At 65.3% G+C, this 18198-nt stretch carries 19 protein-coding genes; 7 read left to right on the top strand and 12 right to left on the bottom strand.

Annotated elements, in window-relative coordinates; genetic code table 11:
* Nucleotides 1–171: 171 nt before the first annotated feature.
* The 3 genes from tsf to AABQ55_RS13705 form a co-directional block, all read right to left on the bottom strand.
* Nucleotides 172–1098, bottom strand: a complete 927-nt coding sequence (gene tsf, locus AABQ55_RS13715; protein ID WP_244765568.1) for a translation elongation factor Ts — start codon at nucleotides 1096–1098, stop codon at nucleotides 172–174.
* A 243-nt stretch (nucleotides 1099–1341) separates the two neighbouring features.
* Complete coding sequence (gene rpsB / locus AABQ55_RS13710) at nucleotides 1342–2103, bottom strand: 30S ribosomal protein S2 (protein WP_064330154.1); 762 nt, start codon at nucleotides 2101–2103, stop codon at nucleotides 1342–1344.
* 384 nt (nucleotides 2104–2487) lie between these two features.
* Nucleotides 2488–3315: a cell envelope integrity EipB family protein gene (locus AABQ55_RS13705; RefSeq protein ID WP_064330155.1), complete on the bottom strand. Its 828-nt coding sequence runs from the start codon at nucleotides 3313–3315 to the stop codon at nucleotides 2488–2490.
* Between the two features lie 179 nt (nucleotides 3316–3494).
* Here AABQ55_RS13705 and AABQ55_RS13700 point away from each other — a divergent pair, with 179 nt between their 5' ends.
* From AABQ55_RS13700 to AABQ55_RS13685, 4 genes are read left to right on the top strand one after another with little or no spacing between them, the layout of a single operon-like run.
* On the top strand, nucleotides 3495–3959 hold the full coding sequence (locus AABQ55_RS13700; protein ID WP_272805396.1) for a RidA family protein: 465 nt from the start codon (nucleotides 3495–3497) through the stop codon (nucleotides 3957–3959).
* Entirely contained in the window at nucleotides 3959–4684 is a 726-nt protein-coding gene (locus tag AABQ55_RS13695; protein WP_244765570.1) for a glycerophosphodiester phosphodiesterase, read from the top strand. The genes AABQ55_RS13700 and AABQ55_RS13695 overlap by 1 nt, the downstream gene beginning before the upstream one ends.
* Before the next feature lies 1 nt (nucleotide 4685).
* On the top strand, nucleotides 4686–5879 hold the full coding sequence (locus AABQ55_RS13690) for a GNAT family N-acetyltransferase (protein ID WP_272805395.1): 1194 nt from the start codon (nucleotides 4686–4688) through the stop codon (nucleotides 5877–5879).
* A gap of 17 nt (nucleotides 5880–5896) precedes the next feature.
* Nucleotides 5897–6322, top strand: coding sequence for an HIT family protein (locus AABQ55_RS13685; protein WP_133036824.1), 426 nt, complete (start codon nucleotides 5897–5899; stop codon nucleotides 6320–6322).
* Between the two features lie 176 nt (nucleotides 6323–6498).
* On the opposite strand, the gene AABQ55_RS13680 is transcribed toward AABQ55_RS13685, so the two are convergent.
* The 8 genes from AABQ55_RS13680 to AABQ55_RS13645 all read right to left on the bottom strand — a co-directional run bounded on the left by AABQ55_RS13680 (nucleotide 6499) and on the right by AABQ55_RS13645 (nucleotide 13748).
* Nucleotides 6499–6843 carry an AzlD domain-containing protein gene (locus AABQ55_RS13680; protein ID WP_244765572.1) on the bottom strand — a complete coding sequence of 115 codons (345 nt, stop codon included), beginning with the start codon at nucleotides 6841–6843 and terminating at the stop codon, nucleotides 6499–6501.
* The gene (locus AABQ55_RS13675; RefSeq protein ID WP_272805394.1) at nucleotides 6840–7574 is read right to left on the bottom strand and encodes an AzlC family ABC transporter permease; all 735 of its coding nucleotides are present in this window, start codon (nucleotides 7572–7574) and stop codon (nucleotides 6840–6842) included. Before AABQ55_RS13675 ends, AABQ55_RS13680 begins: the two co-directional genes overlap by 4 nt.
* A 238-nt stretch (nucleotides 7575–7812) precedes the next feature.
* A complete protein-coding gene (gene clpA / locus AABQ55_RS13670) occupies nucleotides 7813–10323 on the bottom strand; it encodes an ATP-dependent Clp protease ATP-binding subunit ClpA (RefSeq protein WP_272805393.1) in 2511 nt (836 codons plus the stop codon).
* Between the two features lie 9 nt (nucleotides 10324–10332).
* Complete coding sequence (gene clpS / locus AABQ55_RS13665; RefSeq protein ID WP_037408383.1) at nucleotides 10333–10683, bottom strand: ATP-dependent Clp protease adapter ClpS; 351 nt, start codon at nucleotides 10681–10683, stop codon at nucleotides 10333–10335.
* 285 nt (nucleotides 10684–10968) lie between these two features.
* Entirely contained in the window at nucleotides 10969–11322 is a 354-nt protein-coding gene (locus tag AABQ55_RS13660) for a phasin family protein (RefSeq protein WP_244765575.1), read from the bottom strand.
* A gap of 418 nt (nucleotides 11323–11740) precedes the next feature.
* The gene (locus AABQ55_RS13655) at nucleotides 11741–11944 is read right to left on the bottom strand and encodes a DUF3126 family protein (protein ID WP_064330164.1); all 204 of its coding nucleotides are present in this window, start codon (nucleotides 11942–11944) and stop codon (nucleotides 11741–11743) included.
* Between the two features lie 94 nt (nucleotides 11945–12038).
* On the bottom strand, nucleotides 12039–12872 hold the full coding sequence (gene cysE / locus AABQ55_RS13650) for a serine O-acetyltransferase (protein WP_272805392.1): 834 nt from the start codon (nucleotides 12870–12872) through the stop codon (nucleotides 12039–12041).
* Nucleotides 12873–12962: 90 nt separating this feature from the next.
* Complete coding sequence (locus AABQ55_RS13645) at nucleotides 12963–13748, bottom strand: alpha/beta fold hydrolase (protein ID WP_272805391.1); 786 nt, start codon at nucleotides 13746–13748, stop codon at nucleotides 12963–12965.
* A gap of 166 nt (nucleotides 13749–13914) precedes the next feature.
* On the opposite strand from AABQ55_RS13645, the gene AABQ55_RS13640 reads away from it, so the two are divergent.
* Nucleotides 13915–14163 (top strand): zinc-finger domain-containing protein, encoded by a 249-nt coding sequence (locus tag AABQ55_RS13640; RefSeq protein ID WP_244765578.1) that lies wholly within the window; start codon nucleotides 13915–13917, stop codon nucleotides 14161–14163.
* A gap of 22 nt (nucleotides 14164–14185) precedes the next feature.
* Nucleotides 14186–15346: an FAD-dependent monooxygenase gene (locus AABQ55_RS13635; protein WP_272805390.1), complete on the top strand. Its 1161-nt coding sequence runs from the start codon at nucleotides 14186–14188 to the stop codon at nucleotides 15344–15346.
* Nucleotides 15347–15538: 192 nt separating this feature from the next.
* On the opposite strand, the gene AABQ55_RS13630 is transcribed toward AABQ55_RS13635, so the two are convergent.
* On the bottom strand, nucleotides 15539–16729 hold the full coding sequence (locus AABQ55_RS13630; RefSeq protein WP_272805389.1) for a cystathionine beta-lyase: 1191 nt from the start codon (nucleotides 16727–16729) through the stop codon (nucleotides 15539–15541).
* Nucleotides 16730–17084: 355 nt separating this feature from the next.
* Between AABQ55_RS13630 and AABQ55_RS13625 the strand changes: the two genes are divergently transcribed.
* Nucleotides 17085–18113, top strand: a complete 1029-nt coding sequence (locus AABQ55_RS13625; RefSeq protein ID WP_244765581.1) for an amino acid ABC transporter substrate-binding protein — start codon at nucleotides 17085–17087, stop codon at nucleotides 18111–18113.
* Nucleotides 18114–18198: the final 85 nt, after the last annotated feature.

Below are 18198 nucleotides of genomic sequence, written 5' to 3'. Positions count from 1 at the left end.
CGGCAGCCGGGCAGAACCGAGGGCGGTCCCGCTTGAGGGCAGCCATCGCCGCTTGAGAATTTCGGGGCAGGCATTTCGGCAAGCCGGATACACGAAGGGCGCCGCGTTGTCACGCGGCGCCCCCTTCTTTTCCCGGGCGGGTCATTCTTTTCCCATGCGGGAATGTGAAAATCAGCCCTTGGCGACGGCTGCGACTTCGGCGGCGAAGTCGGACTCTTCCTTCTCGACGCCTTCGCCGAGCAGGAGGCGGGCCATGCCGACGACTTCGATCGGCGCGCCGACGGTCTTTTCAGCTTCCTTGACGGCAGCGCCGACCGTGAGGTCGGGGTTCATGACGAAGGCCTGCGACAGAAGGGCGACTTCCTCGAAGAACTTGCGCATGCGGCCTTCCACCATCTTCTCGATGATGTTTTCCGGCTTGCCGGAGGCGCGGGACTGCTCGATGAAGACGTTGCGCTCGCGCTCGGCGACGGCAGCATCGACTTCCTCGGCGCGGATGGCGAGCGGAGCCGTCGCGGCGACGTGCATGGCGACCTGGCGGCCGATGGCGTTCAAGGCTTCCTTGTCGCCGGTCGACTTCAGCGCGACGAGCACGCCGAGCTTGCCGAGACGGTCGGCGGCGGCGTTGTGGATGTAGGTCGCGACGACGCCGTCCTCGACCGACAGCAGGACCGAGCGGCGCAGGTTCATGTTCTCGCCGATGGTGGCGACGGCGTCCTTGATCGTGTCGGTGACCGACTTGCCGGTTGCCGGATAGGTGGCGGCACCAACGGCCTCGACGGTGCCGTCGGTGGTCAGCGCCACGTCGGCAACGCCGCGAACCATGGTCTGGAAGGCATCGTTGCGGGCAACGAAGTCGGTTTCGGAGTTGATCTCGACGACGACGGCCTTCGTGCCGGCGCTGGCGATGCCGATCAGGCCTTCGGCTGCGGTGCGGCCCGACTTCTTGTCGGCCTTGGCGATGCCCTTGGCGCGCAGCCAGTCGATTGCCGCTTCGATGTCGCCGTTGTTTTCAGCCAGCGCCTTCTTGCAGTCCATCATGCCTGCGCCGGACTTTTCGCGCAGTTCCTTCACCAGTGCAGCGGTGATTTCAGCCATTGTGAGCCTCTTGTCGGTTCTTGTTGCGTGTCGCCGGAAAACCTCGGCGAACTCAAGGTTTTGGGAACGAATGTACCCGGAAGTGTGACAGGGTGATGAAGATCACCGCCGACCCGCCGCCTCAACCACGACCCCGGGGTCGCGGGCAGACAGGGTCTTCAAACAAGCCGAGGCCAGGGATCGTCTCTCTGGCCTCGGTTATCTCAAGAAAGCAGGAACGAAAGCCTCGCTCCGACCTTGGCCTTACGCTTCGGCTTCGAGAGCCGGCTCGACCGGAACCTCGGCGGACGCGCCGAGGTCACGGCCCGATGCGCCCTGCTGGCGGGCGATGCCGTCGATGGCGGCACGCGCGATCAGGTCGCAGTAGAGGGCGATGGCGCGCGAGGCGTCGTCGTTGCCGGGGATCGGGAAGTCGATCGGGTCCGGGTCGCAGTTCGAATCGATGATGGCGACGACCGGGATGCCGAGACGCTTGGCTTCCTGGATCGCGATCGATTCCTTGTTGGTGTCGATGATGAACATCAGGTCCGGCGTGCCGCCCATGTCGCGGATACCGCCGAGGGCCTTTTCAAGCTTCTCGCGTTCGCGCTCGAGGTTGAGACGCTCCTTCTTGGAGTAGCCGGAGCCTTCCGAGGACAGGATCTCGTCGAGCTTGCGCAGGCGCTGGATCGAGTTGGAAATGGTCTTCCAGTTCGTCAGCATGCCGCCGAGCCAGCGGGCGTTGACGTAGTACTGGGCCGAACGCTTTGCGGCATCGGCAATGATGTCGGACGCCTGGCGCTTGGTGCCGACGAAGAGCACGCGGCCGCCACCGGCAACCGTGTCGGACACGACCTGAAGGGCGCGCGACAGCAGCGGAACGGTCTGTGCCAGGTCGATGATGTGGACGTTGTTGCGGTCGCCGAAGATATACGGCTTCATCTTCGGGTTCCAGCGGTGGGTCTGGTGGCCGAAGTGAACGCCGGCTTCCAGGAGCTGGCGCATAGAGAAATCGGGCAATGCCATGCCTTGTCATCCTTTTCCGGTTGAACCTCCGCAAGGCGATCAGCGCTTCCTTCGGAAACGCCACCGGCGGAACCGCCCGGATTTCTCCCGGACAATCCCATGCCTCACGTGTGGAATGGCTGCCCCTTAACCGCAGTTTCCCGGCAAATCAAGGGCAGCGGGGTAAAAAAGTCGGTATGCAGGACATTACCCTTGGCATTTGCACGGCGGTCGGCGCCCCTTCTGTGTCTCCAAAGAGGCCACATCGACAACGAACGCCGCCCCACCCACTGTCGTCATCCTCGGGCTCGACCCGAGGATCCACCTGGCGCCCGCGGCGTGGATGGTCGGGTCAAGCCCGACCATGACGGAGGAGAGGTTGTGCGGACGTCCTTTGCCCGTCGCCTATTTGCATTCCTGCGGCTTGAACATCTCAAGCTTGGCAAGCTTCCCGCTCAGCACGAACTCGCCGTAGTCCATGGTGAGGTCACGGGTGATTCCGTTCTCGTAGAGCTTGAAGGACATGCGGTAGACCGGCAGCGCGTCGCCTTCGCTCGTATCGTTGTAGTAGGCGATCGACACCGGCCAGAACGCCTCCTTGGAGAAGCTGCCGGCCTTGTCGGCGTCCGGATCGCCGGCTTTGGGCATTTCCTTCTTGCCGACGACGGCGGTCGTCATCAGCGTCTTGTCGCCGGCGTCCGAGCCGTCGAAAAGGCGCGCCTCGAAGAAGCGCTCGCCCTTCCTGGCGTGTTCGATGACGTCGAGCATGTGCTCGGTCGGGAAGCGGCTTGCGGCGAGCTCCACCTGCTTCGTGTCCGGCGCGGTGAGATCGACGCTGACGCCTTCCTTGTCCTCGCGCGCCGTGCCGCGCACCTCCTTGTCCAGCTTCTCGTCGGTGAAGGAGCGGGTGAGGAAGCGGAAGCTGCCGTTCTTCAGGTCCTCGTAGGTGGTCGTCTGCTGGTCGGTGAGGCGCGTTTCCTCGCCGGTATTGACCTGCGTGACGAAACGGAAGCTCACCGTATAGCCATCGCACGGGCTGCCGTTGAACTCGTAGACCATGCGGCCGTACATGCCGGCGATGCCGGAGCGCTCGGTCGCGTCCTTCAGCTTGAGGTCGTAGACGGCGCGGTGCGGCGCAAGCCCGGTCGCCGGCGTGGCAAAGGCGCTCGGAACGCCGCTGCCGGCGAAGCATGCCCCGGCCGTCAGGGCCGCGACAAAGGCTGAACGAAACATCCGTTTCCTCCTGTTGAAGTCGGTCGTGATGTTATATGAACTCTTCCGGCAAAAGCGAGGCAATATCCACGTCTTGCCAACTTCATTTCCACCGTTGCGACGATCCGCGCCGCAATGCCCCTCACAGCCGCCCCTCGCCGCTCCTATCTATGGACCGGCGACAAGAAACGGAGACCGGAATGTCCGCTGAAATCGAAAACCGCGTCAAGGAACTGGGCTACGACATTCCCGTGGCCGCAGCGCCGGCCGCCAACTACGTGCCCTTCGTCATCAGCGGCAACGTGCTCCACATTTCCGGCCAGCTGCCGATGCTGGACGGCAAGCTCGCCGTCACCGGCCATCTTGGCAGGAATGTCGACGTGCCCGACGGCCAGAAGGCGGCGGAACTGTGCGCGCTCGGCCTTCTCGCCCAGGCCAAGGCCGCCCTCGGCGACCTCTCGCGCATCAAGCGCATCATCAAGATCAACGGCTTCGTCGCCTCCGCGCCGGATTTCGTCGAGCAGCACCTCGTCATCAACGGCGCGTCGAACTTCCTCGTCGCGGCCCTCGGCGATGCCGGCAAGCATGCCCGCGCCGCCGTCGGCATGGCCGCGCTTCCCCTGAATGCGGCCGTCGAGATCGACGCCATCATGGAAATCGCCTGATGCAGAAATTCCCCTGGCTGACCGAGCGGCCGATCGCCCATCGCGGCTATCACGATCTCAACCGCAAGGTCTGGGAGAACACGCTCTCCGCCTTCGCCCGCGCGGCCGATGCCGGCTTTGCCATCGAATGCGACCTGCACTATGCCGCCGATGCCATTCCCGTCGTCTTCCATGACGACGACCTGAAGCGGCTCTGCGGCATCGAGGGGGACGTGCGCCAGCGCACCGCCGCCGAACTCGGCCTGCTGAAGGTCGGCGGCACGGAGGACGGCGTGCCGACGCTGCGCCAGCTCCTCGACCTCGTGAAGGGCCGCGTGCCGCTCGTCCTGGAGCTGAAGGGGCGCAAGGGCGACGACGACGGCTTCGCCATGGCCGTGCTCGACGCGATCGAGGACTATGACGGCCCCGTCGCGCTGATGAGCTTCGACCACTGGCTCCTGGAAGACCTCAAGGCGATCGGCACCAGCCGCCCCGTCGGCCTGACGGCGGAAGGTGCGCGGCCGGAGAATTTTGCCGTGCACGAGGAGGCGATGCAGCTCGGACTCGACTTCATCTCCTACTATTACGGCCACCTGCCGAACGCCTTCGTCAGCCGGCAGCGCGACCTCGGCCGGCAGGTCATCACCTGGACCGTGCGCGACGACGAGGCGCGCACGATCACGGCGCTCAACGCGGACCAGATGACCTTCGAGGGCTTCGATCCGCGCGAGCCGCTGACGGCATAACATGGCCGGGACGGTACGCATCCGTGTCGAAACCAGCTTCGCCGATATTCCGGCGGGCGACTGGGGGCGTCTTTCCGGCGCCTCCAGGGACGACGCGCTGGTGCCGTACAATCCCTTTGTCAGCCACGCCTTCCTCTCCGCGCTGGAAGAATCAGGCTGCGCCGTCGCCGAGACCGGCTGGCTCGGCCAGCATCTCCTGCTGGAGGGCGACGACGGCGCCCTTCTCGGCGCCCTGCCCGTCTATCTGAAGAACCACAGCCAGGGCGAATATGTCTTCGACCACGGCTGGGCCGACGCCTTCGAGCGTGCCGGCGGACGCTATTATCCCAAGCTGCAGGCCTCCATTCCCTTTACCCCCGCCACGGGCCCGCGCCTCCTCCACCGGCCGGACCAGCCGGTCGTCGCGACACAGGCCGCGCTGGCCGAGGGGCTGAAGGAACTGTCGAAACGCCACGGCGTCTCCTCGGCGCATGTCACCTTCGTGCCGGAAGCGGAAATGCCGGTCTTCGAGGCCGCGGGCTACCTGCACCGCACGGACCAGCAGTTCCATTTCCTCAACGCGGGCTACGGCTCGCATGCGGATTTCCTGGAAACGCTCGCCTCCCGCAAGCGCAAGGCGCTGAAGAAGGAGCGCCGCACGGCGCTCGAGCACGACATCGAAATCGACTGGCTGACCGGCGGGGACCTGACCGAAAAGATCTGGGACCAGTTCTTCACCTTCTACATGGACACCGGCAGCCGCAAATGGGGCCGGCCCTATCTCAACCGCCGCTTCTACAGCCTGATCGGCGAGCGCATGGCGGACGACATCCTGCTGGTGATGGCAAGACGCAACGGCCGCTACATCGCCGGCGCGATCAACTTCATCGGCGGCGACACGCTCTTCGGCCGGCACTGGGGCTGCATCGAGGACCATCCCTTCCTGCATTTCGAGGTCTGCTACCACCAGGCCATCGATTTCGCGATCGAGAAGGGGCTGGCGCGCGTGGAGGCCGGCGCGCAGGGCGAGCACAAGCTGGCGCGCGGCTACCTGCCCGTCATCACCCATTCGGCCCACCACATCACCCATCCCGGCCTGCGGCGCGCCGTCGCCGACTATCTCGAGCGCGAGCGCCGTGACGTCGAGGCGACGGGCGAATATCTTGCCGAACACGGCCCCTTCCGCCGCGCGAGCGGCCAAGACGACCACGACTGAGCACATCGGAGACGAGCATGACCGCCTACGACACGAACAACATCTTCGCGAAGATCCTGCGCGGCGAGATCCCGGCGCACCGCGTCTACGAGGACGACGACGCGGTCGCCTTCATGGACGTGATGCCGCAGGCGAACGGGCACACGCTCGTCATCCCCAAGACGCCGTCGCGCAACATCCTCGACGCCGCCCCGCAGACGCTGTCGCGCCTGCTGCCGGTGGTGCAGAAGGTTGCGGCCGCCGCCAAGGAGGCGTTCGAGGCCGACGGCGTCACCGTCATGCAGTTCAACGAACCGGCCGCCGGCCAGACCGTCTATCACCTGCATTTCCACGTCATCCCGCGCGTCGAGGGCCAGCCGCTGAAGCCCCATTCCGGCACGATGGAGGACCAGGGCGTGCTTGCCGCCAATGCGGAGAAGCTGCGCAAGGCGCTGAAGGGCTGACATATCCGCCACGGCCCCTCATCCGGCCTGCCGGCCACCTTCTCCCCGTGAACGGGGAGAAGGGATATGCCGCGCCGGTTTCCTCAAACAAGTCCCGTTCGTGGGGTAAGTCCCCTCTCCCCGCACGCGGGGAGAGGGTTAGGGTGAGGGGCAAATCCCACACGGAATCGCCCGTTTCAAACACCCAGCAAGGCAAGCCCCGCGGCAAGGAACGCGATGGCCGCGGCGATGCCGGCGATCTGGCGGAAGCGGCCGCCGATGAAGAAGCAGAGACCGCCGAACGCGACGGCCCCGAGCCGCAGCCAGAGGGGCGAGGCCTCCAGCGTGCCGGTCGGGAAGACGATCAGCTTGGCGATGACCGCCGCCACCAGCGCCGTCGCCACCGCCCTCACCCAGTTCAGGACCTCGGACCGTTCGTCGATGCGGTTGCCGGCGACGACGCCCGCCCAGCGCCAGAGATCCGTCGCCAGCCAGCCGGCGATGGCGATGTAGATATAGGGCCAGAGACCGTCGAAGCTCATCGCGCGGCCTCCCGGCGGCGCAGCGCGCGCTCGCCCCACCAGGCCGCGGTGCCGCCGACGACGCCGGCCAGCAGGATATCGTATTCGGGCGCGACCACCGCGAAGATGGTGCCGAGCGCGAGCCCGATGCCGAGCGCCCAGTAGATCACCCGGTGGCGCGCGGAAATCCAGATCGAGGTGAGGAAATAGACCGGCGTCAGGAAGAACAGGCAGCCGGAAACGATCGGCGGGAACTCCGAGACCGCGCCATAGACGAGGCCGACGAGCACGATATTGGTGAGCGTCAGCGTCACGCCGAAACCGGCGAAGAAGGCGACGCGGCCGCCGCGCGGCACGTCCCGCACCTTCTCCATCGCGAAGACCCAGGCGGTGATGGCGACGAAATGCGAGACGATCAGCAGCAGCCAGGTCGGTGTGCGGCGGTCACGGATTTCCGGGATGAGCGCCGCCACCATCGGCATCATGCGCACCGAGGACAGCGTGACCGCGAGGAACGCCGTCGCGATATGCGCGCCCGACAGCATGGAGCCGACGAGAATCACCTTGGCCGGCAGCGCCCAGACCATGCCGGTCATGAACATCACCTGCTCGACCGGCACCTTCGCCTCCGCCGTGAAGGCGGCGAACCCCACGAAGGACAGCATCAGGATGATCGCCGGCAGGCTGAAGATGCCGCGCATGCCGAGGAGGAACCAGTGGCTCTGGGATTGGGGTTCTGGCGGGGCGGTCATTCAATTCTCTTGCAGGAAAACAAAGCCGGACGGCTACCCTGCCAGGCCGGTCCCATACGATCGCAAACCGCGCCCACCCTCTGTCGTCATCCTCGGCCCCGAGCCGAGGATCCACAACCGCGGGCGGGGCGTGGATGGTCGGGTCAAGCCCGACCATGACGGAGGAAAGGCTTGCGCCATTTCTTCAACAATATGGGCCGGGCAGTTTCCTGCCCGGCCCATGCGATTTGTAAAGCCGTCACTTTTTGCGCGGCACCTTGGGAACGGCGCCGGACGACTTGCGTGGCGGCTCGTCCTTCGGCTCCTCGGTCTTGGCCTCCACCGCCTTCTTCGAAGCGCGGGCCTTGGCGGGCGCGGCCTCGGCGGCGACGGTCTCCTTCGGCTTGCGGGGCTTGGCCTTCTTGGCGGCTGCCTCCTCGACCTCGGCCTTCGGCTTGATCGGCGCGGTTTCCGGCACGGCGTCGAGGATCAGGCCCTTCGAGCCGTCCTCCTTCACGCCGACGGAGACGCGCACGACGCCGCCCTTCTTCAGCTTGCCGAAGAGGATCTCGTCGGCGAGCTTCTTCTTGATGTTCTCCTGGATGACGCGCGCCAAAGGACGCGCGCCCATCTTCTCGTCGTAGCCCTTCTCCGCCAGCCACGAGATCGCCTCGGGCTGGAGATCGAAGGTGACGTTGCGCTCGGCGAGCTGGGTTTCCAGCTGCATGACGAACTTCTGCACGACCTGGTGGATGACCGGCGTCGGCAGCGAGCCGAACGGGATGATCGCATCGAGGCGGTTGCGGAATTCCGGCGTGAACAGGCGGTTGATCGCCTCCATGTCCTCGCCCTCGCGCTTCGACGAGCCGAAGCCGATGGCGGCCTTGGCCATGTCGGAGGCGCCCGCATTGGTCGTCATGATAAGGATGACATTGCGGAAGTCGATCTTCTTGCCGTTATGGTCGGTCAGCGAGCCGTGATCCATGACCTGCAACAGGATGTTGTAGAGGTCCGGATGCGCCTTCTCGATCTCGTCGAGCAAGAGCACGCAATGCGGATGCTGGTCGACGCCGTCGGTCAGGAGGCCGCCCTGGTCGAAACCGACATAGCCGGGAGGTGCCCCGAGCAGGCGCGAGACCGTGTGCCGCTCCATGTATTCCGACATGTCGAAGCGCAGGAGTTCCACGCCGAGCGACGATGCAAGCTGCTTGGCGACTTCCGTCTTGCCGACGCCGGTGGGGCCGGAGAACAGGTAGCAGCCGATCGGCTTGTTCGGTTCGCGAAGGCCCGCCCGCGACAGCTTGATCGCCGACGACAGCGCCTCGATGGCGAGGTCCTGGCCGTAGACGACCGAGCGCAGCTCCTTGTCGAGGTTGGCGAGCACCTGCTCGTCGTCCTTCGACACGGTCTTCGGCGGAATGCGGGCCATGGTGGCGATCGTCGCCTCGATCTCCTTCTCGGTAATCAGCTTGCGGCGTTTTCCGGCGGGCAGCAGCATCTGGGCCGCGCCGGTCTCGTCGATCACGTCGATCGCCTTGTCCGGCAGCTTGCGGTCGTTGATGTAGCGCGCCGACAGCTCCACCGCCGTCTTGATCGCCTCGTTGGAATAGCGGAGCTTGTGATACTCCTCGAAATAGGGCTTCAGCCCCTTCATGATCTCGATCGTGTCGTCGATGGTCGGCTCGTTGACGTCGATCTTCTGGAATCGGCGGACGAGCGCCCGGTCCTTCTCGAAGAACTGGCGGTATTCCTTGTAGGTCGTCGAGCCGATGCAGCGGATCGCGCCGGAGGAGAGCGCCGGCTTGAGGAGGTTCGAGGCATCCATCGCGCCGCCGGAGGTGGCGCCCGCGCCGATCACCGTATGGATCTCGTCGATGAAGAGAACGGCGCCCGGATAATCCTCCAGCTCCTTGACGACCTGCTTCAGGCGCTCCTCGAAGTCGCCGCGATAGCGGGTGCCGGCGAGCAGCGTGCCCATGTCGAGCGAGAAGATCGTCGCGTCGGCGAGCGCTTCGGGCACCTTGCCCTCGACGATGCGCTTGGCGAGGCCCTCGGCGATGGCCGTCTTGCCGACGCCGGGATCGCCCACATAGAGCGGGTTGTTCTTGGAGCGGCGGCACAGGACCTGGATCGTGCGATTGACCTCGGCATGGCGGCCGATCAGCGGATCGATCTTGCCGCCCTTGGCCTTCTCGTTGAGGTTGACGCAATAGGCCGTCAGGGCGTCCTGCTTCTTGGCGGGCTCCTCCTGCTCGTTGCCGTTGCGGGTCTGCTTCTGTTCGTTCTCGCTCTCGTCCGCGCCGCGCACCTGGCGCTGCTCGGACGCGCCCGGCCGCTTGCCGATGCCGTGCGAGATGAAGTTGACGGCGTCGTAGCGCGTCATCTCCTGCTCCTGCAGGAAATAGGCGGCATGGCTCTCGCGCTCGGCGAAGATCGCGACGAGCACGTTGGCGCCGGTCACCTCCTCGCGGCCGGAGGACTGGACATGGATCACCGCACGCTGGATGACGCGCTGGAAGCCGGAGGTCGGCTTGGAATCCTCCTCGTAGCCCGTCACCAGGTTGGCGAGGTCATGGTCGACATAGTCGGTGACGGTCTTGCGCAGAACGTCGAGATTGACGTTGCAGGCGCCCATCACGGCGGCCGCATCGCCGTCGTCGATCAGGGCGAGCAGGAGGTGTTCGAGCGTCGCATATTCGTGATGGCGCTCGTTCGCATAGGTCAGTGCCTGGTGGAGGGCCTTTTCAAGGCTGGCAGAAAATGTTGGCACGTTCGTTCCTCATTTCTTTTCCATGACACATTGCAGCGGGTGCTGGTGCTGGCGGGAGAAATCCATCACCTGTGTCACTTTGGTTTCGGCAACCTCGTAGGTGAACACGCCACACTCGCCTACGCCATGATTGTGCACATGCAGCATGATCCGCGTCGCCGCTTCCCGGTCCTTCTGGAAGAAACGTTCCAGGATGTGGATCACAAACTCCATGGGCGTATAATCATCATTGAGAAGCAGGACGCGGTAGAGGCTCGGCTTCTTGGTCTTGGGTTTCGTGCGGGTAATGACGGAGGTGCTGCGACCGGGAGTGTCGCCGCCGCCTTCCCCATCCTGCATTCGAACCCGTCTCACATCCATTTTCGTGTTCATTCCCTTGACTGCGGGCCCTTTAGCTTCCGGTCGCTTGTCTGTGGCGCACCGTTCATCCGAGGGTGCCTTCGGACCTGTTATCTAATGTCTCGGCCCACGATTGTAAGACCCCCGCTTCGCACTGCAATCATAATCGCGGGTCATCCGAAGGAAATAGCGAAATTTGCTGCCGCTACGTCAGCCTCGCGCAATCCCCGGAACGCGCAAAGGCCGGCTGCGGTTGTCCGCAGCCGGCCGATGAACGCTATACGCGTACGCGGTACTCTAAAAGGATCAGGCGGCGACGGCAGCCTTGGCAGCGGCGGTCGCCTTGGCAACCGGTGCTTCGTAGGGCTTGTAGGCGCCCTTGGCGAGATCGGCGTACATTTCGCTGAGCTTGGTGGCCTCGGCGACGAAACCTTCATAGGAGGACTTCACGAAGGCGGTCTGCAGCTCGAGAGCGGCTTCGACGCTCTTGACGCCCGAGAGCTTCTCAAAATGCGCGAGGCCGTTTTCGAAGGACTTCTTGGAATAGTCGGCCGTTTCGGTGGCAATCGCCTGCCAGCCCTGGGCAGCGGTCGTATAGCTCTTGACGAACGTGTCCACGGCTTCCTTGCCCTTCTTGTTTGCCTCGTCGAAATTGAACATCGAAGTCTCCTTTGGATCCCGGTGATTTGCCCAAAATCTATATGCAATGCACAAAAAAGTCAACGTTGATGCTGCAATGCAATATTCCGCAGGGAAAGCAAGGTCTTGCGCGATAGGTATGATCATTGCGGCTGACAAAAGCCTATTTGTCGCAAAATTATAATGAAAAGGGCCCGCAACCGCATTCCCGCGCCTAACGGGATCCTCGGGTCGAGCCCGAGGATGACGGAGGGGATGCAGGTGTCACCAGCCCATCGAGCGGTACCGGAACGCGGCCTCGTTGCCTTCTCTGCCCAACCATTCCTCTTGCTCATCCCCGGGCTCGACCCGAAGATCCATGACCCAGCGACCGAACATGCAACGAAAAGGCCCGGCGCCAAGGGCTGCCGGGCCTGTATTCCGTGCGATGATCGACAGATCACAGGTCGATGTCGAGGATCGCCATGGAGAAGTTGTAGGAGAGCTCCCCGTCTTCGTCGTCGCGGAAGATCACGCCCAGGAACTCGTCGCCGAGATAGACTTCCGCGGACTCATCCTTGCGCGGACGGGCCTTCACGACGATCTCCTTGTTGAGATTGCGCTTGAAGTAGGCCTCGAGCTTCCTGATTTCTTCCGGCTTCACGATCTGTCTCCGTAACGGTTGATTTGCCGCGCTTCTCGCACCTGCTTCGGGTCCTGTAAACCCACGAATTCCGCGAGAAAGCGACTTTTCCCGCTCACAGATCGTAGTCGAACGCCGCCAGAAGCTGGTCCATGGCGCGCGACGGCTCGTTGCAGCCCGCCTCGCCGATGACCTTGGCCGGCACGCCGGCGACCGTCGATTTCGGCGGAACCGGCTTGAGCACGACCGAGCCCGCAGCGATGCGCGAGCAATGGCCGATATGGATGTTGCCGAGGATCTTCGCGCCGGCGCCGATCATCACGCCGTCGCCGATCTTCGGGTGGCGGTCGCCACCCTCCTTGCCGGTGCCGCCGAGCGTGACGTTGTGGAGGATCGAGACATTGTCGCCGACGACCGCCGTCTCGCCGACGACGAGGCCCGTCGCATGGTCGAGGAAGAAGCCCTTGCCGATGCGCGCGGCCGGGTTGATGTCCGTCTGGAAGACGCTGGAGGAGCGACTCTGCAGGTAGAGCGCGAGGTCGCGCCGGCCCTTGTCGTGCAGCCAGTGCGCCAGGCGGTGGGTCTGGATGGCGTGGAACCCCTTGAAGTAGAGCACGGCATCGAGGAACCGCAGGCAGGCGGGGTCGCGGTCGTAGACGGCCTGGATGTCGACGCGCAGGATGCCGCCCCATTCCGGCCAGTCTTCCAGCATCTCGTCGAAGATCTGGTGCAGGAGGTTGGCCTGCAGGTCCGGATGGTCGAGCCGCTCGCAGACGCGGTGGATCACGCTTTCCTCGAGCGAGCGGTGGTTCAGCACCGTCGAATAGAGGAAGGCCGCCAGAAGCGGCTCGGCCTGGGCGGCGACGCGCGCTTCCTCGCGCAGGCTGTTCCAGATCGGATCCATGGCCTTGAGCTTGTCGCCGGCCCTCAGTTCGTTCATCGCGACCATCGCCGCACTCCTTGTCGTCGTTCCCGCCCATATATAGAGCAATTGGCGTCGCTGCGAAATGGCCGGCCGGCCATTGTCGCGAACGGCGTGTCAGCGGCCGTCGATTTCCGCATAGAACTCCAGCACCGCGTGCTTGAAGACCCTGTCGCCGACGGCCAGCATGTGGTCGCGGCCGGGAATGTCGAGCGCCCTTGCATCCGGCATGAGCTCGGCGAGCGGCTGCGGCGCGCCTGCAATGTCGTCCTTCGTCCCGACGCCGATCAGCGCGGGCACGTCGATGCGCGCCATGTCCGCCGCCGTCAGCAGGTCGCGCGAGGTCATGATGCAGGCGGCGAGCGCCTGGCGGTCGGATTTCGTCTGGTCGGCAAAGGCGCGGAACATGCGGCCGCGCTCGTGCGTCACCGCGTCGAGCGAGGGCGCGAGCAGCGCATCGGCGATCGGGTCCCAGTCACCGACACCTTCCACCATGCCGATGCCGAGCCCGCCGAAGACGACGGAGCGCACGCGGTGCGGATGGGCGAGCGCCATGAAGGCGGTGATGCGCGCGCCCATCGAATAGCCGAAGACATGGGCTTCGGGGATCGCCAGGTGATCGAGCAGCGCGGCGGCGTCCCCGGCCATCAGCGGCGGCGTGTAGAGCGCGGGATCGTGCGGCTTGGCGCTCCTGCCGTGGCCGCGATTGTCGAGCGCGATGACGCGGTAGCCCGCATCGCCCAGCGTCTTCAGCCAGCCGGGAAACACCCAGTTGACGTTGGCGCTGGAGGCAAAGCCGTGGATCAGCAGCACCGGCGGGCCGGACGGATCGCCCGCATCGAAGAAGGCGAGCTCCAGGCCATGGTGGGTGAAACGGGAAAAGGGCGGGGGATCGAGGTTCATCGCAGGCCGTCTTTCATTTGCATGCCCCTGCTCTTACTGCCCTTTGCCCGCGGAGAAAACGGCCGGCATGCGGAAATCTCCCGGGGCGCGGCGGTTTTGCATCTACACATTTGCCACGAAGGCGACTATGGTCCGCGCCAGAAAGACGGCATCCCAGGAGCATGACATGGCTGGCCACAGCATTCCCCATTTCCAGAACGACGGCGGCCATCGCTCGATCGAGATCGGCGTGAAGGAATTCATGTGCGTCGGCGCGTCGGTTCCCTACGACCATCCGCACGTCTTCCTCGACATGGGCGACGACAACGAGAAGGTCTGCCCCTACTGCTCGACGCTCTACCGCTACAATCCGGCCCTCAAGGCCAGCCAGACCGACCCGGCCGGCTGCATCTTCACCAACCAGGTCGCGGCGTAGCGGCCGGGCGGCCGGCACCCCGATGCCCTCGGTACGATCCGCAACCATCGTCGGCGCCGGCATTGCCGGCCTGACGGCGGCCCTCGCGCTTGCCCGCAGGGGTATCGCCTGCCATGTCCTGGAGCAGGCCCCCGCGCTCGAAGAGGTCGGCGCCGGCCTTCAGCTCTCGCCCAACGCCTCGCGCATCCTCGCCGATCTCGGCCTTCTCGAGGCACTCGGCGCGCGCTGGAGCGAGCCGGACCATGTTCTCCTGTCCTCGGGCCGCACCCTCGCTCCCCTCGCCTCGGTCCCGGCCGGCGCTTTCGCACGCAAACGCTGGGGCGCGCCCTACGGCGTGCTGCCCCGCGCCGCGCTGCAGGCCGTGCTGCTCGAGGCCGTCCATCGGGAGCCGCTCGCCACGCTGACGACCGGCCGGCGGATCGACACCGTCGAGGCCGCCCTTGCCGCCGCGCCCGCCGACCTGGTGATCGCCGCCGACGGCGTCTGGTCGGCGCTGCGCAAGGACGTGCCCGGCGCCCTGCCCGCGCGCTATTCCGGCACGATCGCCTGGCGTTTCCTCGTGCCCTGCGCCGCCGCCCCGCCCGTCCTTGATCCGCGCGCCGTCACGGCCTTCCTCGGCCCGCGCGCCCATCTCGTCGCCTATCCGCTTGCCGGGGCGCAGGCCTTCAACATCGTCGCCCTCCACGCGCACGGGCAGGCACCGGCGGCCGGCTGGTCCCGCAGCGGCGATGCCGCCGCCCGCAGCCGCCTGCTCGACGCCTTTTCCGGCTGGCACGCCGATCTCCGCCGCCTGCTCGCCGAGGCGCGCGATCCGCTGATGTGGCCGCTCTTCGAATGCCCCGACGGGGCCTGGACCGATGGGGGAAAGGTCGTGCTGATCGGCGATGCCGCGCATGCCATGACGCCCTTCGCCGCCCAGGGCGCGGCCATGGCGATCGAGGATGCGGCGCTCCTGGCAAACCACCTCGCCCGGGCTTCCGGCACGAGCCAGACGCTCCGCCGGTTCGAGACGACCCGCCGCGAACGGGTCGGCAGGGTGCGCAGCCGCGGCGCCTTCAACCGCTTCGCCTATCACGCCCGCGGTCCGGTCGCGCTCGGCCGCGATCTCGTCCTGTCGCTGCGCGGCCCGGAAAACCTCGCCGGCGATCTCGACTGGCTCTACGGCTACCGCACGCCGGACTGATCAGGCCCCTCGTCCCGCTGCCGCGACCTTCTCCCCGCAGGCGGGGAGAAGGCGCAAGAAGCATCGCCTTCCCATATCCAGAAACCTGTTGTTTGGGGAAACGGGCTCATCCATCCCTTCATCGCCGCAAGCCGGAAGAAGATGGCCGGCAGGCCGGATGAGGGGCGATCCACCGCCCCTCATCCGGCCGCGTCAGACCGCCCGCGCGGCCGCGAGCCCGCGCTCGATGTCCGCCTTGATGTCCTTCACGTCCTCAAGGCCGATCTGGAGACGCAGCACCGGGCCTTCCTCCGGCCCCTTGGCGACGCGCCGGTCGCCGAGGCCCACATGCACGGCAAGGCACTCGAAGCCGCCCCAGGAATAACCGAGGCCGAAAATGCCGAGCGCATCGAGGAAGGCATGCGCCTTCGCCTTGTAGCGCTCCGGCGCCCCCCCCTTGAGGATGATGGAGAAGATGCCGCTCGCGCCCTTGAAGTCGCGCTTCCAGAGCGCGTGGCCGGGAAAGCTCGGCAAGGCCGGGTGCAGTACGCGGGACACGTCGTCGACGCCCTCCAGCCAGCGGGCCAGCTCCAGCGCGCTTTCCTGATGCCGCTCCAGCCGCACCCCCATGGTGCGCAGGCCGCGCAGCACCTGGTAGGCGTCGTCCGGCGAGGCGCAGGTGCCGAGCGTGATCTGCGTCTCGTGCAGCTGCTCCCAATGGGCGGCATTGGCCGAGACGGTGCCGAACAGCACGTCGGAATGGCCGGCCGGATATTTCGTCGCCGCGTGGATGGAGATGTCGACGCCGAAATCCAGCGGGCGGAAATAGAGCGGCGTCGCCCAGGTATTGTCCATGCTGACCACGGCGCCATGCTTGTGGGCGGCAGCGGCGATCGCCGGGATGTCCTGCATCTCGAAGGTGTTGGAGCCCGGCGCCTCGGTGTGCACCAGCCGGGTGTTCGGCCGGATCAGCGCCTCGATGCCGGCGCCGATCGCCGGATCGTAGTATTCGACCGAAACGCCGAGGCGCTTCAGCATCGTGTCGCAGAAATGGCGGGTCGGGTGATAGACCGAATCGACGATGAGCGCATGGTCACCGGCCGACAGGAAGGCGAGGAACGGCACCGTGACGGCGGCAAGGCCCGAGGGAACGAGAATCGTGCCGGCAGAACCTTCCAACTCGTCGATGGCCGCGCAGAGCGCATCCGTCGTCGGCGTGCCGCGCGTGCCATAGGTGTATTTCTGGGCGCGCTTTTCCATCGTCGCCGCATTCGGGAAGAGCACGGTCGAGGCATGCACGACGGGCGGATTGACGAAACCGTGATAGTCCGCCGGGTCGTTTCCGGCATGGGCAAGGCGGGTGTTCACGCCGGCGCCGGCGAGGATTTCGTCTCTGTTTTTCATGATCGATCCGAAGAAGATGCGAGGGGTTTGTGGCGCCGACTTTTGGACAGGCGGGGCGGCAGGTCAACCCCATGCGGCGACGCGATACCGGCTCCCAAAGCGCTTCAAGTGTTAAAGACGCGAATTTTTTGAGCGATTTACTGCACAAATCCCCGATCTTTCGCCCAAAATCCGGTCACGAGCCGACAAATTTAGGTTACCGACCGGAAAATGGCCGCGCTCACTTGACCCTGTGAAATTTTGAGCATGAGATAAGCAACCTCGCGCCGGGAGGGTGGCGAGTTCCATGGGCGCGCCCGACAAGGGTGCGGGACCTGCGGACAAAACAAAGACAACAGAAAAAGGTTGTGAAAAAATGGCAAAAACAATCGTGACGGCGCTCGTCGGCGCTGCCGTACTGGGGCTTGGCGCAACGGCAGCACAGGCGGACACGCTCTCTGACGTGAAGGCCAAGGGCTTCGTGCAGTGCGGCGTGAACGGCTCGAACCTCGCCGGTTTCGGCGCGCAGGATTCGTCGGGCAACTGGGCGGGTCTCGACGTCGACCTCTGCAAGGCCGTGGCCGCGGCCGTCTTCGGCGATGCCACCAAGGTGAAATTCACCCCGCTCTCGGCCAAGGACCGCTTCCCGGCCCTGCAGTCGGGCGAAATCGATCTTCTGGCCCGCAACACCACCTGGAGCGTCAGCCGCGATTCGCAGCTCGGCTTCGATTTCCGCGCCGTGAACTACTATGACGGCCAGGGCTTCATGGTGAAGAAGGAACTTGGCGTGAAGTCCGCGCTGGAACTGTCCGGCGCCTCCGTCTGCGTGCAGTCCGGCACGACGACCGAGCTCAACCTCGCCGACTACTTCCGTTCCAACAACATGGACTTCAAGCCGGTCGTCTTCGAAGCGCAGGACGAAGCGGACGCCGCCTACAATGCCGGCCGTTGCGACGCCTACACGACCGATGCCTCGGGCCTCTACTCGATCCGCCTGAAGATGGCCAACGCGGACGACCACATGGTTCTGCCGGAAATCATCTCCAAGGAGCCGCTCGGCCCGGCCGTCCGCCAGAACGATTCGCGCTGGCTCGATATCGTGAGCTGGTCGCACTATGCGATGGTGGCCGCCGAGGAGTTCGGCATCACCACGGCCAATGTCGAGGAGATGAAGGCATCCGCCAACCCGGATATCAAGCGCTTCCTCGGCGAAGAGGCTGATTCGACGATCGGCGCCGATCTCGGCCTGCCGAAGGACTGGGCCGTGCAGATCATCAAAGCCGTCGGCAACTATGGCGAATCCTTCGAGCGCAATGTCGGCGAGGGCTCCCCGCTCAAGATCGCCCGCGGCCTGAACGGGCTGTGGACGAACGGCGGCCTGCAGTACGCCCCGCCGGTTCGCTGATCGGCCAGTCGCGCGATCCTTCCGGGAGGGCGGATAACCGCCCTCCCCTTTGAACAAACGCCCGGAAAACAGGGCGGAACCAACG

This window comes from Shinella sp. WSD5-1 (assembly GCF_963942435.1).
Classification (GTDB): domain Bacteria; phylum Pseudomonadota; class Alphaproteobacteria; order Rhizobiales; family Rhizobiaceae; genus Shinella; species Shinella yambaruensis.
Note: the sequence above shows the minus strand (reverse complement) of the source record. Positions and strands in the feature narration are given on the sequence as shown.

What these genes read in the sequence shown, in the direction of transcription:
- tsf (WP_244765568.1), bottom strand. Translation starts at nt 1,098, where the DNA reads ATGGCTGAAATCACCGCTGCACTGGTGAAGGAACTGCGCGAAAAGTCC.
- rpsB (WP_064330154.1), bottom strand. Translation starts at nt 2,103, where the DNA reads ATGGCATTGCCCGATTTCTCTATGCGCCAGCTCCTGGAAGCCGGCGTT.
- AABQ55_RS13705 (WP_064330155.1), bottom strand. Translation starts at nt 3,315, where the DNA reads ATGTTTCGTTCAGCCTTTGTCGCGGCCCTGACGGCCGGGGCATGCTTC.
- AABQ55_RS13700 (WP_272805396.1), top strand. Translation starts at nt 3,495, where the DNA reads ATGTCCGCTGAAATCGAAAACCGCGTCAAGGAACTGGGCTACGACATT.
- AABQ55_RS13695 (WP_244765570.1), top strand. Translation starts at nt 3,959, where the DNA reads ATGCAGAAATTCCCCTGGCTGACCGAGCGGCCGATCGCCCATCGCGGC.
- AABQ55_RS13690 (WP_272805395.1), top strand. Translation starts at nt 4,686, where the DNA reads ATGGCCGGGACGGTACGCATCCGTGTCGAAACCAGCTTCGCCGATATT.
- AABQ55_RS13685 (WP_133036824.1), top strand. Translation starts at nt 5,897, where the DNA reads ATGACCGCCTACGACACGAACAACATCTTCGCGAAGATCCTGCGCGGC.
- AABQ55_RS13680 (WP_244765572.1), bottom strand. Translation starts at nt 6,843, where the DNA reads ATGAGCTTCGACGGTCTCTGGCCCTATATCTACATCGCCATCGCCGGC.
- AABQ55_RS13675 (WP_272805394.1), bottom strand. Translation starts at nt 7,574, where the DNA reads ATGACCGCCCCGCCAGAACCCCAATCCCAGAGCCACTGGTTCCTCCTC.
- clpS (WP_037408383.1), bottom strand. Translation starts at nt 10,683, where the DNA reads ATGGATGTGAGACGGGTTCGAATGCAGGATGGGGAAGGCGGCGGCGAC.
- AABQ55_RS13660 (WP_244765575.1), bottom strand. Translation starts at nt 11,322, where the DNA reads ATGTTCAATTTCGACGAGGCAAACAAGAAGGGCAAGGAAGCCGTGGAC.
- cysE (WP_272805392.1), bottom strand. Translation starts at nt 12,872, where the DNA reads ATGGTCGCGATGAACGAACTGAGGGCCGGCGACAAGCTCAAGGCCATG.
- AABQ55_RS13645 (WP_272805391.1), bottom strand. Translation starts at nt 13,748, where the DNA reads ATGAACCTCGATCCCCCGCCCTTTTCCCGTTTCACCCACCATGGCCTG.
- AABQ55_RS13640 (WP_244765578.1), top strand. Translation starts at nt 13,915, where the DNA reads ATGGCTGGCCACAGCATTCCCCATTTCCAGAACGACGGCGGCCATCGC.
- AABQ55_RS13635 (WP_272805390.1), top strand. Translation starts at nt 14,186, where the DNA reads ATGCCCTCGGTACGATCCGCAACCATCGTCGGCGCCGGCATTGCCGGC.
- AABQ55_RS13630 (WP_272805389.1), bottom strand. Translation starts at nt 16,729, where the DNA reads ATGAAAAACAGAGACGAAATCCTCGCCGGCGCCGGCGTGAACACCCGC.
- AABQ55_RS13625 (WP_244765581.1), top strand. Translation starts at nt 17,085, where the DNA reads ATGGCAAAAACAATCGTGACGGCGCTCGTCGGCGCTGCCGTACTGGGG.